Genomic DNA, 20231 nt, shown 5'->3' with positions numbered 1-20231 from the left:
GCGCGATTATCGCGGTTTTCGCGAGGGTTAGCAGAAAGGCGGCGGTTGCCGCGGCCGCCTGTCGGACAGGATCAGAAATTCAACCCGACGCGGATGCCGCCATAGCGGCGAAAGTCGCGCGGCAGCAGCGCGGCGGTGGCGACGTTGAGGCCGAAATTGCCCGCAACGTTGACCATCGAACTGTAGTGGCGCTGGTCGAAGACGTTGTCGAGGAAGGCGACCGCCTCCCAGCGATGATGATCGTCGCGCATGCCGAGGCTGCAATTGACGATCTGATAGGCGGCCTGGGCGACTTCGGGATCGCGCGGTGCATAGGTCATCGCGCCCTGATATTCCCACGTCACCTGCATCACGCCGCGACGGTTGCCGCCGATCGCCGGCGCATAATCGGCGGTGGCGTTGAGCCGCCAGGTGGGCGCCTGCGGAAGACGCTCGCCCGACAGGTCTTGCCGGCGCGTCCGGTCCGGACAGCCGCCCGCGCTCGTCTGGAGCGGATAGCAGGGCGCGTCGGCGAATTTCAGATAATTGGCACGCAGGTAGCTGGCATTGCCGTTCAGGGTGAGGTCGCCGGTCGGACGCGCGACTCCCTCGACCTCGATCCCGCGGGTCACCAGGCTGCCGACATTGGTCAGGCGGTTGATGAACCGCCCGTCGGCGAAGGTCTCGATCGTCTGCGCCTGCAGATCGCGATAATGGGTGTTGAAGAAGGTGACGTTGACCGTCAGCCGCCGATCGAGCCACTGGCTGCGGATGCCGATCTCCTTGTCGCGCGAGCGTTCCGGACGGATCGGCCCGGAATCGGCGCGCGCCTGATCGAAGCCGGTCGACAAATCGTAGGATTGGCCCTTGTAGCCGGTGGCGTAGCTGGCGAACAGCATCAGGTCGCGCGTCGCCTGATAGTTCATCCCGAGGTGATAGGTGAAGGCGTCGTCGCTGTCATGGCCGGCATAGCTCTTGCCGGTGAGCTGGGCGTCATAGGTATAATGGACGCGTTCGTTCTGGACGCGGGCGCCGGCGGTGGCGGTGAGATCCGGAACGAATTGCCAGTCGATCTGGCCGAAGCCGGCGATCTGCCGCGAGCCGGCGGTGGCGTGGAGGCGCGACAGGGCGAAGCCGGGGCCACGGTAGAAGGGGCGATCGAACCCGGTGTCCGCATAATAGACGCCGAGCGCGTAGCGGAAGGCGGCATCGTCGGGGGACAGCAAGCGGAATTCCTGCGTGAACAGTTCCGAGCGGAAGATGCCGATCTCCTGCGAGATGCCGGTGAATTTGGTCGCCGCGGTATCGTCATAGTCGAAGTAATCGTTGAGCTTGAACCGGTCGACGTTGGTCAGGCTGAGCAGGCTGATCTTGCCGAGCTCGAGCTCGCTGCGCAGCAACGCGCCGCCGCCGTGATAGCGCGTCGCGGAGGGCGAATTATAGGCGACGGTCTGATTGTCCGGGCCGATCGCGACGCCGGGAAGAACGAATGCTCGGGTCAGCTCGGGGTCGCCGCGCAACCGTGCCTCGGGCGACAGGCGGATGAGCGGGCGTGCCGCCGTCGTGTCGCCGGTCAGATAATTACCCGACAGCGTGAAGGTGAGCTGCGGGCTCGCCTTCCAGCGTAATTTGGCGCGGCTGTTGAGCGTGTTGCGGCCGTTGACCCGCTTGCCGTTGATGACGTTCAGCGCATTGCCGTCCCAATGCGTATAGCCGCCGGCAAAGACGAAGCCGAGCGTATCGGTCAGCGGACCGGTGATGCTCAGCGATTCGCCGAATTCATGGTCGCCGGTGACGCGGGCGTTGGCGCGGATGTTCAGATCGTCGGTCGGTTGCGTCGTCATGATCTTGATGAGGCCCGCCGACGCCGCCTTGCCGTAGAGGGTGCTTTGCGGGCCGCGCAGCACCTCGATCTGCGCGACATCGGGCAGGTCGTTGATCGCGCGGGCGAGGAAGGCGACGGGCGCACCGTCGATGGTGACGGCGACGCTCGATTCGACGCCGATCGCATAGGCGAACGTGCCGATGCCGCGGATCGATACGTTGGTGTTGACCGGGTGATTGGCCGGCCGCACGACCAGCGACGGCATCACCCTGTCCAGATCCTGGAAGTGGTGGATGCCCTGCGCCTCGAGCTGCGTCGCGGTGATCACCTGCACCGGCAGCGGCACGCGCTGCATATTCTCGAACCGCTTCTGCGCGGTGGTGGTGACGATGATCTCGCCGTCGTCGCCGGTCGTGACGACGCCGAACTGGCCGGGCTTCTGCGGCGCCGGGGTCTCGGCCGCCGCCACCTGCGCGGTGGCGAGCGCGGCGATGGACAAGGTGAGGCGGCTCATCGTCCGCGTCGACATCGAAACGTTCACCCTATCCCCCTGTGGTGTTACTGATCCTCATGAGCATTGTAGAGGGGGATGCGGGGGCGCCGCCGTCGCGGCTGCGTTTCGCCGGCGCGCGCTAGAAATCGACGCCGACGCGGATGCCGCCATAGCGCCGGAAGTCGCGCGGCAGCAGCGCCTCCGTCGCAGAGTGTCGGCCGAAGTTGTTCGCGACGTTGACCAGCGCGGTATAATGCTGCTGATCGAAGACGTTGTTGAGGAATGCCACCGCCTGCCAGCGATGCTGTCGGTCGCGGACGCCGAGATCGACGTTGACGATATGATAGCCGCGCTGGAACAGTTCCGGGTCGCGCGCGGCGAATTGCATCGCGCTCTGATATTGCCAGGCGATCTGCATCACGCCGCGGCGATCGTGACCGAGCGCCGGGGAATAATCGGCGCTGGCGTTGAGCCGCCAGCTCGGCGCCTGCGGCACGCGTTCGCCGCTGAGGTCCTGGCGCAGCGGATTGCCCGTACAGCCGAGCGCAGGACTTTGCAGCGGATAGCAGGGCGCGCCGGGGAAGGAGAGATAATGCGCACGCAGATAGGCGGCATTGGCGGTGAGCGTCACCGCGCCGCTCGGTCGTGCCGCCGTCTCGATCTCGATGCCGCGGGTCAGCAGCCGGCCGACGTTGGTCATCCGGTTGATATAGGTCCCGCCCGGCAGGAACTCGATCGTCTGCGCCTGCATGTCGCGGTAATGCGTGTTGAAGAAGGTGAGATTGGCGGTCAGGTGACGATCGAGCCACAGGCTGCGGATGCCGATCTCCTTGTCGCGCGAGCGTTCCGGGCGGATCGGCCCCGCATCGGCCCGCGCCTGATCGAAGCCGGTCGACAGGTCATAGGCTTGCCCCTTGTAGCCGGTGGCATAGCTGGCGAACAGCATCAGGTCGGGCGTCGCGCGATAGTCGAGGCCGAGCCGATAGGTGGCGGCATCGTCGCTCGCCGCACCCGCCCAGCTGGTCGTCGCCGCCGGGTGGCGGCGCGCGGCGAGCCGGTCGGTGAAGGTGTAGGCGACGCGCTCGTTCTGCAGCCGCCCGCCGACGGTGGCGGTGAGCCGCGGCGCGAACGCCCAGTCGATCTGGCCGAAGCCGGCGATCTGCCGCGAGCCGGCGGTGAAATGATAGTCGGACAGCGCGAAGCCGGGACCGCGCGTCGCCGGCCGCTCGAATGCGGCGTCGGCATAATAGAGGCCGAGCGCGTAGCGGAACGGCGCGTCGTCGGGCGACAGCAGCCGCACCTCCTGCGTGAACAGCTGCGAGTGGAAGGTGCCGCGTTCGACGACATAGCCGGTCGGCGCGGTCGAGGCGGTGTCGTCGAAGTCGAGGAAATTGTCGAGCCGGAAGCGGTCGACGCTGGTCAGGCCGAGCAAGGTGATCTTGCCCAAGGCAACGTCGGTGCGCAGCAGCCCGCCGCCGCCGTGATAGGTGGTGCCGGCCGGTGAATTGTAGGTCACGGCCCGGTTGGTCGGGCCGACGCGGACGCCGGGGAGCACCACGTCCGCGCGCTCGCTGTCGACGCCGCGCAGCCGCGCCTCGGGCGCCATATGGACGAATGGCCGGCCGACGCTGGTGCTGCCGGTCAAATAATTGCCCGACAGCGTGAAGGTCAGCGCCGGGTTGACCTTCCAGCGCAATTTGGCGCGTGAACTCAACGTATCGTGACCACCGACGTGTTTGCTGGTGACGAGATTGGTCACATTGCCGTCCCAATGCGTATAGCCACCCGAGAAGACATAGCCGAGCCGATCGGTGAGCGGCCCGGTGATGCTCAGCGTCTCGGCGAATTCGTGATCGCCGGTGAGCCGGGCATTGGCGCGGATATGCAGATCGTCGGTCGGCTGCACCGTCATGATCTTGATCAGGCCGGCCGACGCCGCCTTGCCGTACAGCGTGCTCTGCGGCCCGCGCAGCACCTCGATCTGCGCGACGTCGGGCAGGTCGGTGTTGGCGCGCGCCAGGAAGGCGACGGGGGCGCCGTCGACGGTGACCGCGACGCTCGATTCGACCGCGACGGCATAGGCGAAGGTGCCGACGCCGCGGATCGAAACGTTGGTGTTGACCGGATGCTCCGCCGGACGGACGACGAGAGAGGGCATCACCCGGTCGAGCTCCTGGAAATGGTGGACGCCCTGCAGCTCGAGCTGCGCCGGCGTGACGACCTGCACCGGCAGCGGCACCGACTGGATGTTCTCGAACCGCTTCTGCGCGGTGGTGGTGACGACGATCTCGCCGTCCTTGCCGCTGGTGACCGAGCCGCTCTGACCGTGCTGCGGCACGGGCGCCTCCGCCCGGGCGATCTGGCTGGCGGCGAGGGCGGCGGCGGCGAGCGTGCAGCGGCTGATGGCGTGGCGATCGATACAAAAAGGCACTGGAACCCCCGGCGACGAGAAGCGTCGCCCCCATTGTAGAGGGAGGGGGAAGCGCCGGAGGCGAACGGCCGGTTATTCCGTGATTTATGTACCGCTAACCACATGCGCGCTCAGCGTCCGCCGGACCGCATCGTGCCAGCCGGCGGCGAGCGGCGCGCGCGTCGCCGCGTTCATCGCCGGGGTGAAACGCCGTTCGCGCGACCAGAGCCGGGACAGTTGGTCGAGCCCCGACCAGACCCCGGTCGCGAGGCCGGCGTGGAAGGCGGCGCCGCGCGCGGTCGTCTCGAGATCGAGCGGCCGTTCGACCGGCGTGTCGATCATGTCGGCGAGGAAGGCGCACAGCCAGTCGTTCGCCGCCATGCCGCCGTCGACCCGCAGCGTCGCCGGCCGACCGCCACCGTCCGCCGCCATCGCGCCGATCAGGTCCATCGTCTGGAACGCCACCGCCTCCAGCGCCGCGCGGGCGAGATGCGCCGCGCCGGCGCCGAGCGTCAGGCCATAGATCGCGCCGCGCGCGTGCGGGTCCCAATGCGGCGCGCCGAGCCCGGCGAAGGCGGGGACCATATAGACGCCGTGATTGTCGGGCACGCGCGTCGCCAGATCGTCGGTCTGGCTGGCATGGGTGATGACGCCGAGGCCGTCGCGCAGCCATTTGACCGCCGCGCCGGCGACGAAGATCGAGCCCTCCAGCGCATAGACCGTCTCGCCGCCGAGCCGATAGGCCGGGGTGGTGAGCAGGCGGTGGTGCGAGGCGACCGCCGTCGCGCCGGTGTTGAGCAGCATGAAGCAGCCGGTGCCATAGGTCGATTTGGCCATGCCCGGCGCGAAGCACGCCTGACCGAACAGTGCCGCCTGCTGATCGCCGGCGATCCCCGCCACCGGCACCGCCGCGCCGAGCAGGTCGGGCAGGGTGGTGCCGTAGACGTGCGCATTGTCATGCACCTGCGGCAGTATCGCCGCCGGCACCCGCAGCAGCCGGCACAGATCGTCGTCCCATTGCTGGCGGTGGATGTCGAACAGCATCGTACGCGCGGCGTTGGTGATGTCGGTCGCATGGACCGCGCCGCCGGTGAGTCGCCAGAGCAGGAAGCTGTCGATCGTGCCGAAGGCGAGTTCGCCCCGCTCCGCCCGCGCCCGCGCGCCGGCGACGTGATCGAGCAGCCAGGCGATCTTGGTCGCGGAGAAATAGGGATCGATCAGCAGACCGGTGCGCGCGCGGATCAGCGGCTCGGCACCGTCGGCTCGCAATCGCTCGCACTCGCCCGCGCCGCGCCGGTCCTGCCACACGATCGCGCGGTGGATCGGCACGCCGGTGGCGCGATCCCACACCACCGCCGTCTCGCGCTGGTTGGTGATGCCGATCGCGGCGAGATCGTGCGCGGCGACGCCGCTGTCGGCGAGGGCGGCGCGCGCGGTGGCGAGCACGTCGCGCCAGATGTCGTCGGGATCATGCTCGACCCAGCCGGGGGCGGGATAATGCTGCCGGAACTCCGCCTGGGCGATGCCGACCCGGCGCGCCTCGCCGTCGAAGACGATGCTGCGCGTCGAGGTCGTGCCCTGATCGATGACCAGGATATGCGTCTTGGCCAATGCGATCCCCTCCTTCGACTGACCGGCTGACGCTCCGCCGCTTTGGCGTGACGGTCAAGCCTGTCGCGCCACGGCTATAGCCGCTAGGCTATGCTGCGGAAGGACAGGCATGGAAACGGTCGATCTGCTCGTCGTCGGCGGCGGCATCAACGGCACCGGCATCGCGCGCGATGCGGCGGGGCGTGGACTGTCGGTGCTGCTCGTCGAGCAAGACGATCTCGCCAGTCATACCTCGTCGGCATCGACCAAGCTGATCCACGGCGGTCTGCGCTACCTCGAATATGGCGAACTGCGGCTGGTCCGCGAGGCGCTGATCGAGCGCGAGCGGCTGTGGGGAATGGCCCCGCACATCATCTGGCCGCTGCGATTCGTGCTGCCGCAGACGCATTCGCCGCGGCCGGCGTGGCAGGTCCGGGCCGGACTGTGGCTCTACGATCATCTCGGCGGGCGCAAGCGCCTGCCCGCGACGCAGACCGTCTCGCTGGCCGATACGCCGTTCGGCGCGGGGCTGGCGGATCGCGACGGGCGCGGCTTCGTCTATTCGGACTGCTGGGTCGAGGACAGCCGGCTCGTCGTGCTCAACGCGCGCGACGCGGCGGATCGCGGCGCGACGATCTGCACGCGGACGCAGTTGCTCAGCGCCGAACGCGAGGGGGAAGGCTGGCGCGCGCAGCTGCGCGATGCCGCCGGCGGCTCGCGGCAGGTGGCGGCGCGGGCGCTGGTCAACGCCGCCGGACCCTGGGTCGGCGCGGTGCGCGCCCGCAGTGGCAGCGTAAGCGGGGATCGCGGCGTCCGCCTCGTCAAGGGCAGCCATATCGTCGTGCCGCGGCTCTACGACGGCGACCATGCGCTGATGCTGCAGAACGCCGACCGGCGGATCGTCTTCGCCATCCCCTATGAAGGGCGGTTCACGCTGGTCGGCACCACCGACGTGCCGTGGCAGGCCGCACCCGGCCCGGCGGCGATCGACGCGGCGGAGACGCGCTACCTGCTCGACACCATCGCCCGCTATTTCGCGCGCCGCGTCGGGGAGCGCGACATCGTGTGGAGCTATGCCGGCATCCGGCCGCTCTACGACGATCATAGCGCGAATGCGTCGGCGGTGACGCGCGACTATAGGCTCGACCTCGACGCGGGCGAGGGTCGGGCACCGCTGCTCAGCGTCTACGGCGGCAAGATCACCACCTATCGCCGGCTTGCCGAGCAGGCGCTGCACGACCTCGCGCCGTTGCTCGGCAATCGCGCGCCGGCGTGGACCGCCGGGGCGGTACTGCCGGGTGGCGACCTGCCCGACCGGGATATCGCCGGGCTGGTGGCGTCGCTGGTGGCGCAGGCGCCGGACGTGCCGGAGGCGCTGCTGCGGCGGCTGGCGCGCGCCTACGGGACGTTGGCGATGCGAATCCTGGCCCATGGCCTCGGTGGCGACCTCGGCGGCGGGCTGTGCACCGGCGAGGTCGATTATCTCGTCGCGCGTGAATGGGCGCGGACGGCCGAGGACGTGCTGTGGCGGCGCAGCAAGCTCGGGCTGCATGTCCCGGCAGGGACGGAGGCGCGGCTGGCCGCCTATCTCGCTGCGGGGACCCGCGATCTACTACCATGAAGGCGTTGCCCGACCGGCCGCCGCCGTGTCATCGGGAGTCGTAATCGATAATCCGGAGAGCGGTGTATGACATGGAGAGCAGGACTGGCGCTGGCGGCGCTGATGAGCGCCGGCGCGGCGTCGGCGCAGCAGGGGCCGGTGGTGCGGACCACGGCGGGTCCGGTGCGCGGCGTCGCCGATGCGTCGGTGATCGCGTTCAAGGGCATTCCCTTCGCCGCGCCGCCGGTCGGCGCGTTGCGCTGGCAGGCGCCGCAGCCGCCCAAGCCGTGGACGGCGGTGCGCGACGCGAGCAGCTATGCCGCCGATTGCATGCAATTGCCCTTTCCGAGCGATGCGGCGCCGCTCGGCACGGCGCCGGCGGAAGACTGCCTCTACGCCAACGTCTGGCGCCCCGCGGGCAGCGCGAAGCGGCTGCCGGTGATGGTGTGGATCTATGGCGGCGGCTTCGTCAACGGCGGCTCGTCGCCGCCGACCTATAGCGGCGCGGCGCTGGCGCAGTCGGGCATCGTCGTGGTCAGCTTCAATTATCGGCTCGGACGCTTCGGCACGTTCGCTCACCCTGCGATCCGCCCGGCCGATGCCGATTACGGGCTGCTCGACCAGCTCGCCGCGCTGCGCTGGGTCAAGGCGAACATCGCGGCCTTCGGCGGTGACCCTGATCAGGTGACGATCATCGGCGAGAGCGCGGGCGGCATGTCGGTCCATGCCCTGGTCACCTCGCCCGCGGCGCAGGGTCTGTTCCGCCGCGCGGTCGTGCAATCGGGCGGCGACGGATCGTCCAACGGCAAGACGGTGGCGACCGCGCAGCAGGCGGGTGTCGCCTTCGCCACCGCCCAGGGCATCGCCGCCGACGATCCGCAGGCCGCCGCCAAGCTGCGCGCGCTGCCGGCCGAGCGGGTGATCGACGGCCTCAATCTCGCGGCGATGAACCGGCCGGGCTATAGCGGCCCGGTACCCGACGGCCGCACCTTCGTCGACGCGGGCGAGGCCTATCGCGCCGGTCGGTTCGCGCACGTGCCGGTGATGATCGGCGCGACCAGCGCCGACATCGGCGGCCCCGACGGCTATATGATCGCCGGTGCGCGCGATCTGGCCGGGGAGCTGACGCAGCAGGGCGTGCCCGTCTATCATTACCGCTTCGACTATGTCGCGACCTCGGCGACCACGCCCGATACCAAGGGTGCGGGCCATGCCACCGACATCCCCTTCTTCTTCGACACCGCGGCGATCAAATATGGCGCGGCGACGAGCGCGACCGATCGCGCCGCGGCACGGACGATCAGCCGCTATCTGGTCAATTTCGTCAAGACCGGCGACCCGAACGGCGCCGGGCTGCCGACGTGGCACCGTTATGACGCCAAGACACAGCCGCTGCTGACGCTGACCCGCGCCGGCACCGCCGAGGAGACGAGCCGATGACCTGCCCCGACCGTCGCACCGTGATCGCCGGTGGTCTGGCGCTGTTCGCCATGCCGGCGGCGGCGCAGACCCCGGATGCTCCGCGCGTGCGGCGCCTGTCGCCGGCGCTCGACCGGATGATCGCCCCCGGCACCGAGCCAGAGGTGATCGCGACCGGCATCCGCTGGGCGGAGGGGCCGGTATGGGTACCGAAAGGCGGCTATCTGCTCTTCTCCGATCCGCCCGCCAACCTCATCCGCCGCTGGCAGCGCGGGCGCGGTGCGGTGCCGTTCCTCAACCCGTCGGGCGCGGCGGGCACCGATCCCAAGCTGGTGCGCGAGGCGGGGTCGAACGGTCTCGCGCTTGACGCCGGGGGAGGGCTGCTGATCGCCAACAGCGGCGGGCGCAGCATCGACCGGTTCGACCTCGTCACCCGCAAGCGCACCGTGCTCGCCGATCGCTATGACGGCAAGCGCTTCAACAGCTGCAACGACCTGCACGTCGGCCGCGACGGCAGCATCTGGTTCACAGATCCGCCCTACGGCTTTGCCGACGGCGACGCCTCGCCGCTCAAGGAACAGTCGGTCAACGGCGTCTACCGGCGCTTCCCCGATGGCCGGGTCGTGCTGATCGAGGGCGGGCTGACCCGCCCCAATGGCATCGCGCTGTCGCCCGACGAGCGGCGGCTCTACGTCTCGGTCTCCGACGAACAGATGCCGCGGATCATGGTCTATGACCTCGACGCGGCGGGCAAGCCGGGCGGCGGCCGGGTGCTGCTCGACGCGCGGGCGATGAAGGCAAAGGGCGGCGCCGGCCTGCCCGACGGGATGAAGGTGGCGCGCGACGGCACGCTCGTCTGTTCCGTGCCGGGCGGGATGATGCTGATGACCCCGGCGGCGGAACCGCTCGGCCTGATCGAGAGCGGCGCGGCGATCGCCAATTGTGCGTTCGGGGAGAATGGCCGGGCGCTCTACATGACCGCCAATGATCGCGTGCTGCGGCTGGCGCTCCGGCCGGGGTGGCAGGGCTAGGGGGTCAGCCGCCAGGCTCGGTCGGCGAAAGCCGCCACGTGCCGCGGCCCGAACGTTTGGCATCGTAAAGGGCGAGGTCGGCGAGCTTGTAGACCGCTTCGGTCGACAGCCCCTCGGCCCGCGCCACCACTGCGCCGATGCTGAGCATCACCTGCAACCGGTGCGGCCCGGCGATCACCGGATCGGCGAAGGCGGCGTAGAGGCGGCGGCACATGTCGCCGATCGCGCGGGAGCTGTCGAGACTGGCGATGATGATCGCGAATTCGTCGCCGCCGAGGCGGAAGATACTGTCCTGCTGGCGGATCGCCGCGGTCAGCCGGTCGGCGACCTCGACCAGCAGGGCATCGCCGACGTCATGGCCCAGTTCGTCGTTGACCTGCTTGAACCGGTCGAGGTCGATGAGCAGCAGCGCGAACGGCGCATGCCGCGCCGCGCCGAGATGGCGGCTCAGCGTCTCGCCATAGAGCCGGCGGTTGCCGAGGCCGGTGAGCGTATCGGTATAGGCCAGCTTCTCGAGCTCCGACTGGCTGGCGAGCAGTTCGGCGGTACGCCGTTCGACGAGTCGTTCGAGATGCTTCTGGCGCGCGCGGGCGTGACGCAGCCGCAGATGGACCAGCATATAGACGATCGCGAATGCGGCGACCGCGGCGAGGATGCGGAACGCGATGGTCTCGAACCACCGCCGCGCGACGTCGATCTCCAGCGTCAGCGGCGGTGCGGCGATGCGCCAGCCGCCATGCGCGCCCGGGGTCACCGTCGCGATCATCAGCGTCGCGCGGCCGGGCGGGATATTGGTGTAGCGCGCGACGCGGTGCAGCGCGTCGGTGCGCGTCCAGCCGGTCTCATAGGGCAGCAGCCGATAGGCGTAGATCTGGTCCCGCGCGCCGGCATAATCGAGCCGCGCGAATTCCGCGGTGAGGCTGCGCTGCCCGGTCGGCACGGTCAGCGGCTGTCCTGCCGGTGCGATCACCGGCTGGCCATTGGCGCGGATCGCGGTGAAGCGCAGCGGGGCGGTGGTGGCGGGGCGGGCCGGGGCGGCTGGATCGACCAGGGTCAGGCCGCCGAAGCCGGCGAACATCAGCCGCCCGTCGCCCATCGTCGCGCCGCCGCCGGTCCAATAAGCGGTGAACGGCACGCCGTCCGCGGCACGCAGCGGCGTCACCGTCAGGCTGGCGGGGTCGATCTGCGCGATGCCGCCGTCGGTGCTCGCCCAGATCGTGCCGCTGCGGTCGGTCAGCAACTTGTCTACCGTATCGTGCGGCAGGCCGTCGCGCCGTCCGATATGCGCCACCGCCCGCCAGCCCGCCGGTCCTCGCGCGAGGATGGTGATGCCGCCGCCGACGGTGCCGGCCCACAGCCGCCCCTGCCGGTCGGCGAGCAGGGTGGACACGTAATTGCCGCGCAGGCCGGACATTGCGTCGCCGCGGACCAGCCGCGTCACCGCGCCGCTGGCGAGATCGACGCGATTGAGGCCGCGCGCGGTGCCGACCCAGAGCAGGTTGCCGGGCATCATTGCCAAGGAGCGGACGCGTGGATCGGTCAGCCGGCCGCTCCATGGCGTCGGCACCGGCGCACCGGGGTGCCGCAAATCGACGGTCGCGACGCCGCCGCTGCGCGCGCGTCCATTGTCGCTGCCCCCGCCGACGAACATCTGCGTCCCCCGGATCAGCAGCCGCGACCAGGGCAGCGACGACAGCATGCGGCTCCGCTGCCCGTCGCGCGACACCTGATACAGGCCATCGCCCCCGGCGACGAAGCCGTCGCCGGCCGGGGTGAAGGCAAAGCTCTGCGCGTCGCGGCGCGCGCCGGACAATCGCCGGACAGCGCCGGGCTGGCCCTTGCCGGTCGGCGCCAGGCGGGACGCGGGACCGTCGGGCGAGCCGTACCAGATCGCGCCGTCGGGTGCGGCGCCGAGCGTCCAGGCGACATCCACCGCCTGCGTCGGCGTCGGACGCAGCGCGCCGACCAGCCCGAGCACCCGGCGCGGCGCTGGATCGACGTAGCTCAGCACGGCATCGCTTGCGACCCACACCAGCCCCGATCGATCGCGGAACAGGTGGTTGATGCCATTCTCGGGCAATGTCGCGGCGAGATTGGCGTCGTGGACGAGCCGGCCGATCCGCGCGCGAACTGGATCGATCGTCACGATGCCCGCGCGCGAGGTGACCCAGAGCTGGCCCGCGCCGGCATCGATGATCGCGCCGAGCGGCGGCGACCGGCCATCGACGCGCAGTGGCCAGTGGCGCACGGCCCCGGCGGCGAGCCGATGCAGTCCCGATCCATGCGTCGCCAGCCACAGCCCGCCGGCGGCATCGTCATGCAGCCCGGTGATCTCGCCGTCGACGCCGGCGAGCGCGATCGGGACGAAGCGTGCGCCCGCCTGACGGAACAGCCGCGTGCCGACGGCGACCCATAGCGCGCCGCTGCGGCTGCGGTGGAGCGCGGTGATCGCGCCGGCGGGCAGGTCGCGAACCATCGTGGCGCGATGATCGGGACCGCGCACACGGCCGAGCCCGACGTCACTGCCCACCCACAGGCCGTCACCGCCGTCGTCGACGATCAGCGTGATATGCGCCTGGTCGAGTGCGGTGCGGTTGAGCGGGCGTCGGAACCGGTCGCTCTGCGGATCGCGCCACCACAGGCCGTCGGCGCTCATGCCCAGCCAGAGCAGCCCGGCACGGTCGGCGTAGACCATGTTGACCATCAGCTCGGGCAATGCGCCCGACCCGTCGGTCGGATCGGTCACATAGCTTTTGAAGCCGGTGCCGTCCCAGCGCGCCAGTCCGCCATCGGTGGCGAGCCAGATGAAACCCTCGCCGTCCTGCGCGACCGCGCGCGGCACGCCGGCGTCCGGGATCGCATCGTCGCGCGCGGCGATCTTGAAGAACAAATCGGCGGCGGCGACCCAGGGATCGGTGCGCGCGGCCGCCGCGGCCGTCGCACGCACCGGCGCAGCGATCATCGCGACCGCGACCATCATCGCAGAGAAACCATAGCGCCACGCCATGATGCTTCATTGCTGAGAGGCGGTTGAAGACTGCTTAATGTAAGTTACGTGATCCGTTTGGGATCACTTTGTTTCTTATCATCAGAACCAGCTTCGCACGCCGAGCACCAGAGCCGCGCCGTTGCCATCCCCGCGACGATGCTCCCAGCTGATGCCGGCATAAGGCGCAAACTCCCGCCGGATCTCGTAGCGCAGCCGCACCCCCGCCTCGGCCTGCGACAGGCCCGCTGCGATTTCGTCCTGCGGCACGGCCTGGGCGGCGAGGTTGAGCTCGACACGCGGTTGCAGGATCAGGCGCTGGGTGATGCGCTGGTCGGTATAGGCTTGCACCCGGCCGAGCAGGTCGCCGCGATCGGACAGGAACAGCGCGCCCTCGACCTGGAACCAATAAGGGGCGAGGCCCTCGACCCCGATCGTCGCATAGCTGCGTCGCGACGCGGCGCCGACGTCTTGGCGCAGGCCCGCCTGAAGATCGAAATAGGGGCCGATCGCACGCGAATAGAGCGCCTGCACCTCGGCGCGATCGATCCGGTCGATGCGGCCATCGCCTTCGCTCTTGACGACGAGCCGGTCGCGATCGCCGCCGAACCAGCCTTCCCCGTCCCAGCGCAAGCCGTCGCGGCCGTCGCGGATCTGCACCTCGGCGAGATCGAACATCACTTGCCCGAAACGCATCCCGCCATGGTCGCGGCGCATCTGCCGATCCGCCGCCGCCATCGCTGCCGGATCATAGAAGCGCGCGGCGGCGCGATCGCCGGGCGGGGCGGGTGGCAGCGCATCGCCGGCGGGCTGATCGGTACCGATTGTGGCGGCGGCTGCGGGCTTCGCGGGAGCCATGGCCATGTCCGGCATGGCGGGCGCTATCCGGGGTGGCTGGCCGGCGGCGGCGCAATGGCCCATCGCCGCATGCTCCGGCGGGCAGGGGGCCGGTGTCGCCGGGGCAGCCTTGTGGAGAGGCGCGGCTTTCGGCCGGGGCTTCGGTTTGGCGCGGGCGGGCCTGGCCGGCGGCATCGGCATCGTCATGCCGGGCATGTCATGCATCTGCATCTGCGCGACCGGTGCAAGCAGCAGGGCGAGCGCGATCATGCCCCCGCCACCGCGCCGTCGGGGCGGACGCTGACCACCTGCATCATGCCCGCATGCATATGATAGAGAAGATGGCAGTGGAACGCCCAGTCGCCGAAGGCGTCCGCGGTCAGGTCGAAGGTCACCGTGCCGCCCGGCGCGACGTTGACCGTGTGCTTGCGCGGCGCGTGATCGCCATGGCCGGTGACCAGCTCGAAGAAATGACCGTGCAGGTGGATGGGGTGCGCCATCATCGTATCGTTGACCAGGGTGACGCGGACGCGCTCGCCCTGACGGAAGGGGATCGGCGCGGTGACGGCGTTGAGCTTCACCCCGTCGAACGCCCACATATAGCGTTCCATATTGCCGGTGAGGTGGATGCGCAGCTGCCGCGACGGCGCGCGGGTATCGGGATTGGCGGCGAGCGCGACGAGATCGCGATAGACGAGCACGCGGTGGCCGGTATCGGCGAGGCCCTGCGGCGGTTCGCCGGTGCGATCGGTCGGCATCGGCGCGATCGTCTGGACTGCGGGCGTGCGGGGCAGTTCGGGCGCGGTGGCGAAGTCGCGCATGCCATGCTGCATCGGCGCCGCGTCGTGCGTCATCCCCGGCATGTCGGTCATCGCCGCCATGCCGCTCATGCCGCTCATCGCGCCCATCCCCATGTCGCGCATCGTCGCGAGCGGCCGGGCGCGGAGCGGCGGCACCGCGGCGGTCAGGCCGGGACGCGGGGTCAGCGTCGCGCGTGCCATTCCCGAGCGGTCCCAGGCCTCCGCGACCAGGGTATAGGCGCGATCCTCCGGCGTGACGATCAGGTCGTAGGTTTCCGCCACGGCGATCTGCAGTTCGTCGACCGTCACCGGCCGCACATATTGCCCGTCCGCCTGCACGACGGTGAGCGCAAGGCCGGGGATGCGCAGGTTGAAGTTGGTCATCGCCGCAGCGTTGATGACGCGCAGCCGGACGCGCTCGCCCGGCGCGAACAGGGCAGTCCAGTCGTCCTGCGGGCCATGGCCGTTGACGAGATAGGTATAGGTCGCGCCGGTGACGTCGGAGACGTCGGTCGGGTCCATCCGCATCCGGCCCCAGTCGCGTCGCTCGGCAGCGGACTGGTCGCGCCCGGCGATTAGGCCGGCAAGCGTCTGCTTCTGATAGTTGAAATAGCCGCCCTGCTGCTTGAGCTTGGTGAAGATGCGGTGCGGATGCAGCGGGCTATGATCGGACAGTACGACGACATGCTCACGCTCCGCCGCGACCGTCTCGGGCCCGGCCGGGTCGACGACGATCGGGCCGTAATGCCCCATCTGCTCCTGCAACCCCGAATGGCTGTGATACCAATAGGTCCCCGACTGGACGACGGGGAATTCATAGGTGAAGGTCTCGCCCGGAGCGATGCCGGGAAAGCTGATCCCGGGCACGCCGTCCATCTGGAACGGCACCAGCAGCCCGTGCCAGTGGATCGAGGTCGGCTCGGCGAGGCGATTGGTCACCGCCAGCCGCGCCGTCTGCCCCTCGCGGAGCCGCAGCAGCGGCGCCGGCCAGCTGCCGTTGACGCTGATCGCATGGCCCGTGCGGCCGTCGATCGTCGCCGGGACATGGTCGACGGTGAGCGCGATGTCCGGTCCGGCGAGGGTCGGCCGGGCGGCGAGGCCGGACGAGACCCGCTGCGCCCAGCCCGGTACCGCGATCGCAGTGAGCCCCAGGCCGGCGTGACGCAACAGCCCGCGACGCGACGGACGAAGAGGGGATGTCATCGCTGACATCTGCGCATCGCGACGGCCGCTGGCAAGGTGTGTCACGTCGCGCGCGCGCGATGGCGATGCACCGCCACGGAACATCGACACGCGCCTTGCGCTATCCGGCGATCCCCGCCAATCGCGGGGCAGTCAGAACCAAAGAGGTATCCCGTGGCCGCAGACAAGCTCGACATCGACACCGCATCCGTGCTCGACAATCCGAACGAACGGCAAGTGGAGTTCTCCGGCGAGGTCGACGCCGAAGAATTGCAGTTCGCGGTGCAATATGACGTGCTCGAGGCGCTGAGCGGCGATGCCCCCGAAGACGACGATGCGGTCGAGATGTTCAACCGCTTCTCGGACGAGATCGCCGAGGCGGGGCTGGCCGCGCTGGCGCGCAATCCGGACCAGTCGCTGATCGTGATCAGCGAGAACGATCTCGAATAGGCGGAATTTTCGGCGCTTGCGGGACCTCCCGCAGGTGCCCGGCCTGTGGCGGCGGTGACCGCTTCGGGTTCGGCCGGAGGCGGCACGGTCCTTTTTTCTGCTTCGGCTGGTTCAGGTTTCGGCCGAAGCAAGACGGTCGCAGACCTGCCAGTGCTCCAGCGAAGGCGGGCGCCCAGTGTTCTTCGGCCCGCAAGCGGTGGGTCTGATTGGCCACTCGATTCCCGCCTGCGCGGGAATATTGGAGTGGCTTGGTGAAGCGCCCGATCATCGACCAGGCGGAAAGCCTAGACGCCGCGTGCGCGGGGCAAGGGGCGGCAGCGATAGCGGTGCCGCCCCGACTGTCTTATTCTTCGGTGCCGAGCGTATCCTTGGCGGCCTGCAACGCCGCCTTGGCGTTCTTGCGCGGTGCCTTGGGGGCGTCGGTGCCGTCCTCGCGCTTCTGGCCGGACTTGCGGCCGAGGCCGATCGTCTTGGCCATCGCGCTGCGGCTCTCGCTGTAGGAGGGCGCGACCATCGGATAATCGGACTTCAGGCCGTAGCGTGCGCGATAGTCGTCCGGCGTCAGGCCGTGCGTGGTCAGGTGGCGGCGCAGCGTGCGATAGGGCTTGCCGTCGATCATCGAGATGATGTGATCGCGCGAGGCGAGCGACTTGCGCACCGACACCGCCGGCACATGCTCGGGCGAGGCCGTATCGCCGTCACCGGCTTCTGGGCTGGCGAGTCGTTCGACCGCGGCGTGCATCGACTGGAGGAAGGCGGGCACGTCATCGGCGGTGGTGCGGGTGTTGGGGTTGCTGAGCCAGGCGATCGTCAATTCGGTGGCCAGCTCGACCGTGTTGGTTTCCGTCGTCATCGGGGGGTTCTCGCTTAGTCGGACATATCGCGCCGACGTCTTGGGGGAGACGCGGCGACAAGCGTTCATGCAGTTGATCGAGGTAAAGTCAAAGGTCAATTTGCGAAAAACGGTGGACCGCGCAAATCTTGAAACATTTGTAACACACGTTTGCCGTTTTCGCCTCTTGTCGGAGCAATGTATCGGCGCGGACCGGCAAGTGGCAGCGCGACGAACGTGGGTTCGATCAGGCGGCGGGGAACGCATGGCGGCGCTTAACCGTATCGATAACGTCCGCTTGGCAAACAGGATTATCATGGCTCTCAACCCCCGCCTGTCCGGGCGTGTCGCGGCACGGGCGCACCATTCGCCCGCCGCGGCGATTTTGCAGAAGATGGAGCCGTTCTTCGCGATCGGGCAGGTATCGGGTGGGCCGTTGCTGATCGCCACGATCATCGCGCTGGTCGCGATCAACTCCCCGATCGGGGCCGATTATGCGCGGATGTGGGATCGGCCGCTGCGACTCAGCTACGGCGCCTGGAGCGTCGCCCGACCCGCCGCCGAATGGATCAACGATGCGCTGATGCCGTTGTTCTTCCTGATCGTCGGCACCGAGGTGAAGCGCGAATTCGTCAAGGGCTCGCTCGCCTCGCTGCGTACCGCGGTCTTCCCGATCGCCGGCGCGATCGGCGGCCTCGTCGTTCCCGTCGCGCTCTACGTCGCCTTCAACCACGGCACCGATGCGGCGCATGGCTGGGGCGTGGTCGCGGCGATGGATACCGCCTTCAGCCTCGCCATCGTCGCGATGTTCACCACCCGGCTGCCGATGGCGGTGCGCGCGGTGCTGCTCGCCTTTGCGGCGATCGACGACGTGTTCGGGCTGCTCATCATCGCCTTCGCCTATACCACGTCGATCGCATGGGGGTTCCTGGCGCTCGCCGGCTGCGCCTATCTCGGCATCCTCGCGCTGCTGCGGCTGCGCTGGGTCGCATCGGTGCCCTATGTGCTGCTGGGACTGGTGGTGTGGATCGGCGTGTTCGGATCGGGCGTGCATCCGACGATCGCCGGCGTCGCGGTCGGGCTGCTGCTGCCGACCAGCTCGCGCCTGTCGGAGGCGGTGTTCGCGAAGCGCGTGCAGGATCCGGTCGACCGCTTCAAGGAAGCACAGGCCGCCGCCGAACGCGCCGACGATCCGGCGGAGGAGGAAGAGCAGCGCGACAAGGCGCAGCGCCGGCTGGGCTATATCCACGAGATGGCGGCGGCGACCGACGAGGCGGCGGACCGGCTGGTGCGGCTGCTCACGCCCTGGGTGTCCTATGTCGTGCTGCCGCTGTTCGCGCTGTCGAACGTCCGCATCCACTTTTCCGCGGAGCTGATCGGCAAGGCGGTGCACTCGCCGCTGACCGGCGGCGTCGTCGCCGGGCTGGTGATCGGCAAGCCGCTCGGCTTTCTCGGCGCGAGCTGGCTGGCGACCAAGATCGGTCGCGCCGCCTTGCCCAAGGACGTGACCTGGCCGATGGTGCTTGGCATCGGCGGCGTCGCCGGCATCGGCTTCACCATCTCGCTGTTCATCGCCGAGCTCGCCTTCACCGATGCGGTGCAGACCGAAGAGGCGGCGCTCGGCATCCTGGTCGCCTCGATCGTGTCGGGGCTGTTCGGCTATGCGATGTTCTGGAAGGTCAGCCGCCCCGCCGCCGACGCCGGCTGAACGCGCTCAGCGCCAGCCGAGCGCCGGCGCGACGTGGCGCAGGATCGCCTCGATCACATGCGTGTTATAGGCGACGCCGAGCTGGTTGGGCACGGTGAGCAGCAGCGTATCGGCCTCGGCGATGCCCTCGTCGGCACGCAATTGCTCGATCAGCGCCTCGGGCTCGGCGGCGTAGGACCGGCCGAAGACGGCACGCATATTGTCGATCACGCCGATCTGATCGCTGCTGTCGCCGCGGCCGAAATATTGCCGGTCGCGATCGGTCATCAGCGCGAAGATCGAGCGTGAGACCGATACGCGCGGGGTGCGGGCATGGCCGGCCTCCGCCCAGGCGGCGCGATAGGCGCGGATCTGCTTCGCCTGCTGGACGTGGAAGGGCTCGCCGCTCTCGTCCGCTTTCAGCGTCGAGCTTTGCAGGTTCATCCCCTTGCGCGCCGCCCAGATGGCGGTGGCGTCATTGCCCGAGCCCCACCAGATCCGCTCGCGCAGGCCCGGCGCATGCGGTTCGAGCCGCAGCAGCCCCGGCGGATTGGGGAACATCGGTCGGGGATTGGGCTTGGCGAAACCCTTGCCGGCGAGCAGCTCGAAGAACAACTCGCCGTGGCGCCGGCCCAGGTCCGCATCGCTTTCACCCGCCGCCGGTCCATAGCCAAAATGCCGCCAGCCCTCGATCACCTGCTCGGGCGACCCGCGGCTGATACCGAGTTGCAGGCGACCGCCGCTGATGAGATCGGCCGCACCGGCATCCTCGACCATGTAGAAGGGATTCTCATAGCGCATGTCGATGACGCCGGTGCCGATCTCGATCCGCTTCGTCCGCGCCGCCACTGCGGCGAGCAGCGGAAAGGGCGAGGCGAGCTGCTGCGCGAAATGGTGGACGCGGAAATAGGCGCCGTCCGCGCCGAGTTCCTCCGCCGCGACGGCAAGGTCGATCGACTGGAGCAGCACGTCCTGCGCGGTGCGCGTCGCCGAACCGGGGGCGTCCGACCAATGGCCGAAGGATAGAAAGCCGATGTTCTTCATCGCACGAAGCTGGGCGTTGGCGCCGCCGGCCGCAAGGCTTCACCCGGAATGGCAGCGTTTCGCAAA

13 protein-coding genes are annotated in these 20231 nt (G+C 69.3%); 5 read left to right on the top strand and 8 right to left on the bottom strand.

The features are described 5' to 3' along the window. Nucleotides 1-71: 71 nt before the first annotated feature. The 3 genes from V8201_RS10490 to glpK all read right to left on the bottom strand — a co-directional run bounded on the left by V8201_RS10490 (nucleotide 72) and on the right by glpK (nucleotide 6318). Nucleotides 72-2345 carry a TonB-dependent receptor gene (locus tag V8201_RS10490; RefSeq protein WP_336545241.1) on the bottom strand — a complete coding sequence of 758 codons (2274 nt, stop codon included), beginning with the start codon at nucleotides 2343-2345 and terminating at the stop codon, nucleotides 72-74. Between the two features lie 91 nt (nucleotides 2346-2436). Next, on the bottom strand, nucleotides 2437-4728 hold the full coding sequence (locus V8201_RS10485) for a TonB-dependent receptor (protein ID WP_336545240.1): 2292 nt from the start codon (nucleotides 4726-4728) through the stop codon (nucleotides 2437-2439). Between the two features lie 84 nt (nucleotides 4729-4812). Further along, nucleotides 4813-6318, bottom strand: a complete 1506-nt coding sequence (glpK, locus tag V8201_RS10480) for a glycerol kinase GlpK (protein ID WP_336545239.1) — start codon at nucleotides 6316-6318, stop codon at nucleotides 4813-4815. A gap of 109 nt (nucleotides 6319-6427) precedes the next feature. On the opposite strand from glpK, the gene V8201_RS10475 reads away from it, so the two are divergent. The 3 genes from V8201_RS10475 (at nucleotide 6428) to V8201_RS10465 (ending at nucleotide 10347) form a co-directional block, all read left to right on the top strand. Continuing rightward, complete coding sequence (locus V8201_RS10475; RefSeq protein WP_336545238.1) at nucleotides 6428-7918, top strand: glycerol-3-phosphate dehydrogenase; 1491 nt, start codon at nucleotides 6428-6430, stop codon at nucleotides 7916-7918. 66 nt (nucleotides 7919-7984) lie between these two features. Continuing rightward, nucleotides 7985-9337, top strand: a complete 1353-nt coding sequence (locus tag V8201_RS10470; RefSeq protein ID WP_336545237.1) for a carboxylesterase/lipase family protein — start codon at nucleotides 7985-7987, stop codon at nucleotides 9335-9337. After that, the gene (locus V8201_RS10465; protein WP_336545236.1) at nucleotides 9334-10347 is read left to right on the top strand and encodes an SMP-30/gluconolactonase/LRE family protein; all 1014 of its coding nucleotides are present in this window, start codon (nucleotides 9334-9336) and stop codon (nucleotides 10345-10347) included. Before V8201_RS10470 ends, V8201_RS10465 begins: the two co-directional genes overlap by 4 nt. 4 nt (nucleotides 10348-10351) lie before the next feature. Here V8201_RS10465 and V8201_RS10460 read toward each other — a convergent pair whose 3' ends face one another. From V8201_RS10460 to V8201_RS10450, 3 genes are all read right to left on the bottom strand, one after another. Further along, nucleotides 10352-13354, bottom strand: coding sequence for a diguanylate cyclase domain-containing protein (locus tag V8201_RS10460; protein ID WP_336545235.1), 3003 nt, complete (start codon nucleotides 13352-13354; stop codon nucleotides 10352-10354). 81 nt (nucleotides 13355-13435) lie between these two features. Then, a complete protein-coding gene (locus V8201_RS10455) occupies nucleotides 13436-14191 on the bottom strand; it encodes a copper resistance protein B (protein ID WP_336545234.1) in 756 nt (251 codons plus the stop codon). A gap of 245 nt (nucleotides 14192-14436) precedes the next feature. Next, entirely contained in the window at nucleotides 14437-16173 is a 1737-nt protein-coding gene (locus tag V8201_RS10450; protein ID WP_336545233.1) for a copper resistance system multicopper oxidase, read from the bottom strand. Between the two features lie 153 nt (nucleotides 16174-16326). Between V8201_RS10450 and V8201_RS10445 the strand changes: the two genes are divergently transcribed. Beyond that, nucleotides 16327-16602, top strand: coding sequence for a DUF1488 family protein (locus tag V8201_RS10445; protein WP_037534868.1), 276 nt, complete (start codon nucleotides 16327-16329; stop codon nucleotides 16600-16602). 343 nt (nucleotides 16603-16945) lie between these two features. Here V8201_RS10445 and V8201_RS10440 read toward each other — a convergent pair whose 3' ends face one another. Then, nucleotides 16946-17455, bottom strand: coding sequence for a Ros/MucR family transcriptional regulator (locus V8201_RS10440; protein ID WP_037534867.1), 510 nt, complete (start codon nucleotides 17453-17455; stop codon nucleotides 16946-16948). Nucleotides 17456-17750: 295 nt separating this feature from the next. Between V8201_RS10440 and nhaA the strand changes: the two genes are divergently transcribed. After that, nucleotides 17751-19142: a Na+/H+ antiporter NhaA gene (gene nhaA, locus V8201_RS10435; RefSeq protein ID WP_336545232.1), complete on the top strand. Its 1392-nt coding sequence runs from the start codon at nucleotides 17751-17753 to the stop codon at nucleotides 19140-19142. Between the two features lie 6 nt (nucleotides 19143-19148). Here the strand turns inward: nhaA and V8201_RS10430 are convergent, their stop codons facing one another. Next, the gene (locus tag V8201_RS10430) at nucleotides 19149-20165 is read right to left on the bottom strand and encodes an LLM class flavin-dependent oxidoreductase (RefSeq protein WP_336545231.1); all 1017 of its coding nucleotides are present in this window, start codon (nucleotides 20163-20165) and stop codon (nucleotides 19149-19151) included. Nucleotides 20166-20231: the final 66 nt, after the last annotated feature.

Origin of the sequence: Sphingomonas kyungheensis (genome assembly GCF_037120395.1) — a bacterium.
Taxonomy (GTDB): Bacteria; Pseudomonadota; Alphaproteobacteria; order Sphingomonadales; family Sphingomonadaceae; genus Sphingomonas; species Sphingomonas kyungheensis.
The sequence above is the reverse complement of the archived record's forward strand: the minus strand, read 5'-3'. Positions and strand labels throughout refer to the sequence as shown.

Excerpts from the sequence above, each read along its gene's own strand:
- V8201_RS10455 (WP_336545234.1), bottom strand. The coding sequence starts at position 14,191 with ATGGCTCCCGCGAAGCCCGCAGCCGCCGCCACAATCGGTACCGATCAG.
- V8201_RS10450 (WP_336545233.1), bottom strand. The coding sequence starts at position 16,173 with ATGACATCCCCTCTTCGTCCGTCGCGTCGCGGGCTGTTGCGTCACGCC.
- V8201_RS10465 (WP_336545236.1), top strand. The coding sequence starts at position 9,334 with ATGACCTGCCCCGACCGTCGCACCGTGATCGCCGGTGGTCTGGCGCTG.
- V8201_RS10475 (WP_336545238.1), top strand. The coding sequence starts at position 6,428 with ATGGAAACGGTCGATCTGCTCGTCGTCGGCGGCGGCATCAACGGCACC.
- V8201_RS10470 (WP_336545237.1), top strand. The coding sequence starts at position 7,985 with ATGACATGGAGAGCAGGACTGGCGCTGGCGGCGCTGATGAGCGCCGGC.
- V8201_RS10460 (WP_336545235.1), bottom strand. The coding sequence starts at position 13,354 with ATGGCGTGGCGCTATGGTTTCTCTGCGATGATGGTCGCGGTCGCGATG.
- V8201_RS10430 (WP_336545231.1), bottom strand. The coding sequence starts at position 20,165 with ATGAAGAACATCGGCTTTCTATCCTTCGGCCATTGGTCGGACGCCCCC.
- nhaA (WP_336545232.1), top strand. The coding sequence starts at position 17,751 with ATGGCTCTCAACCCCCGCCTGTCCGGGCGTGTCGCGGCACGGGCGCAC.
- V8201_RS10440 (WP_037534867.1), bottom strand. The coding sequence starts at position 17,455 with ATGACGACGGAAACCAACACGGTCGAGCTGGCCACCGAATTGACGATC.